A 277-nucleotide genomic window follows, 5' to 3' on the forward strand; every position below is an offset into this window, starting at 1 on the left:
GCAGACTTCAGGTTGTCCTTGCGCGCCGACGGCAGTCCACGATACATCGGAAACTCAGAGATCAGCGGATAGAAGTAGCGGCGCGCGTAGATCTCGTTTTCCCGCAGGCGTGCGTACAGCGCGTCACGGCTGATCGGGAAGCCGTCTTTGACCTGCACGGGAAAGTACGCATAATTCGCCACTTTTTCACCGGCGTCGGACAGGCAACGGATGCCGGGCACGTCCGCCAGCAGTTTGCGGTACTGCGCGTCGATCGCTTTGCGTCGCGCCAAAGCCT

General features: G+C 60.6%; 1 protein-coding gene. It reads right to left on the reverse strand.

All coding sequences use genetic code 11. The features are described from left to right. On the reverse strand, positions 1 to 277 hold a 277-nt coding region (locus SB659_RS19390), incomplete at both ends, for a DegT/DnrJ/EryC1/StrS family aminotransferase (protein WP_410551577.1).

The sequence above is a fragment of the Arthrobacter sp. SIMBA_036 genome, from assembly GCF_046535135.1.
Classification (GTDB): Bacteria; Actinomycetota; Actinomycetes; order Actinomycetales; family Micrococcaceae; genus Arthrobacter.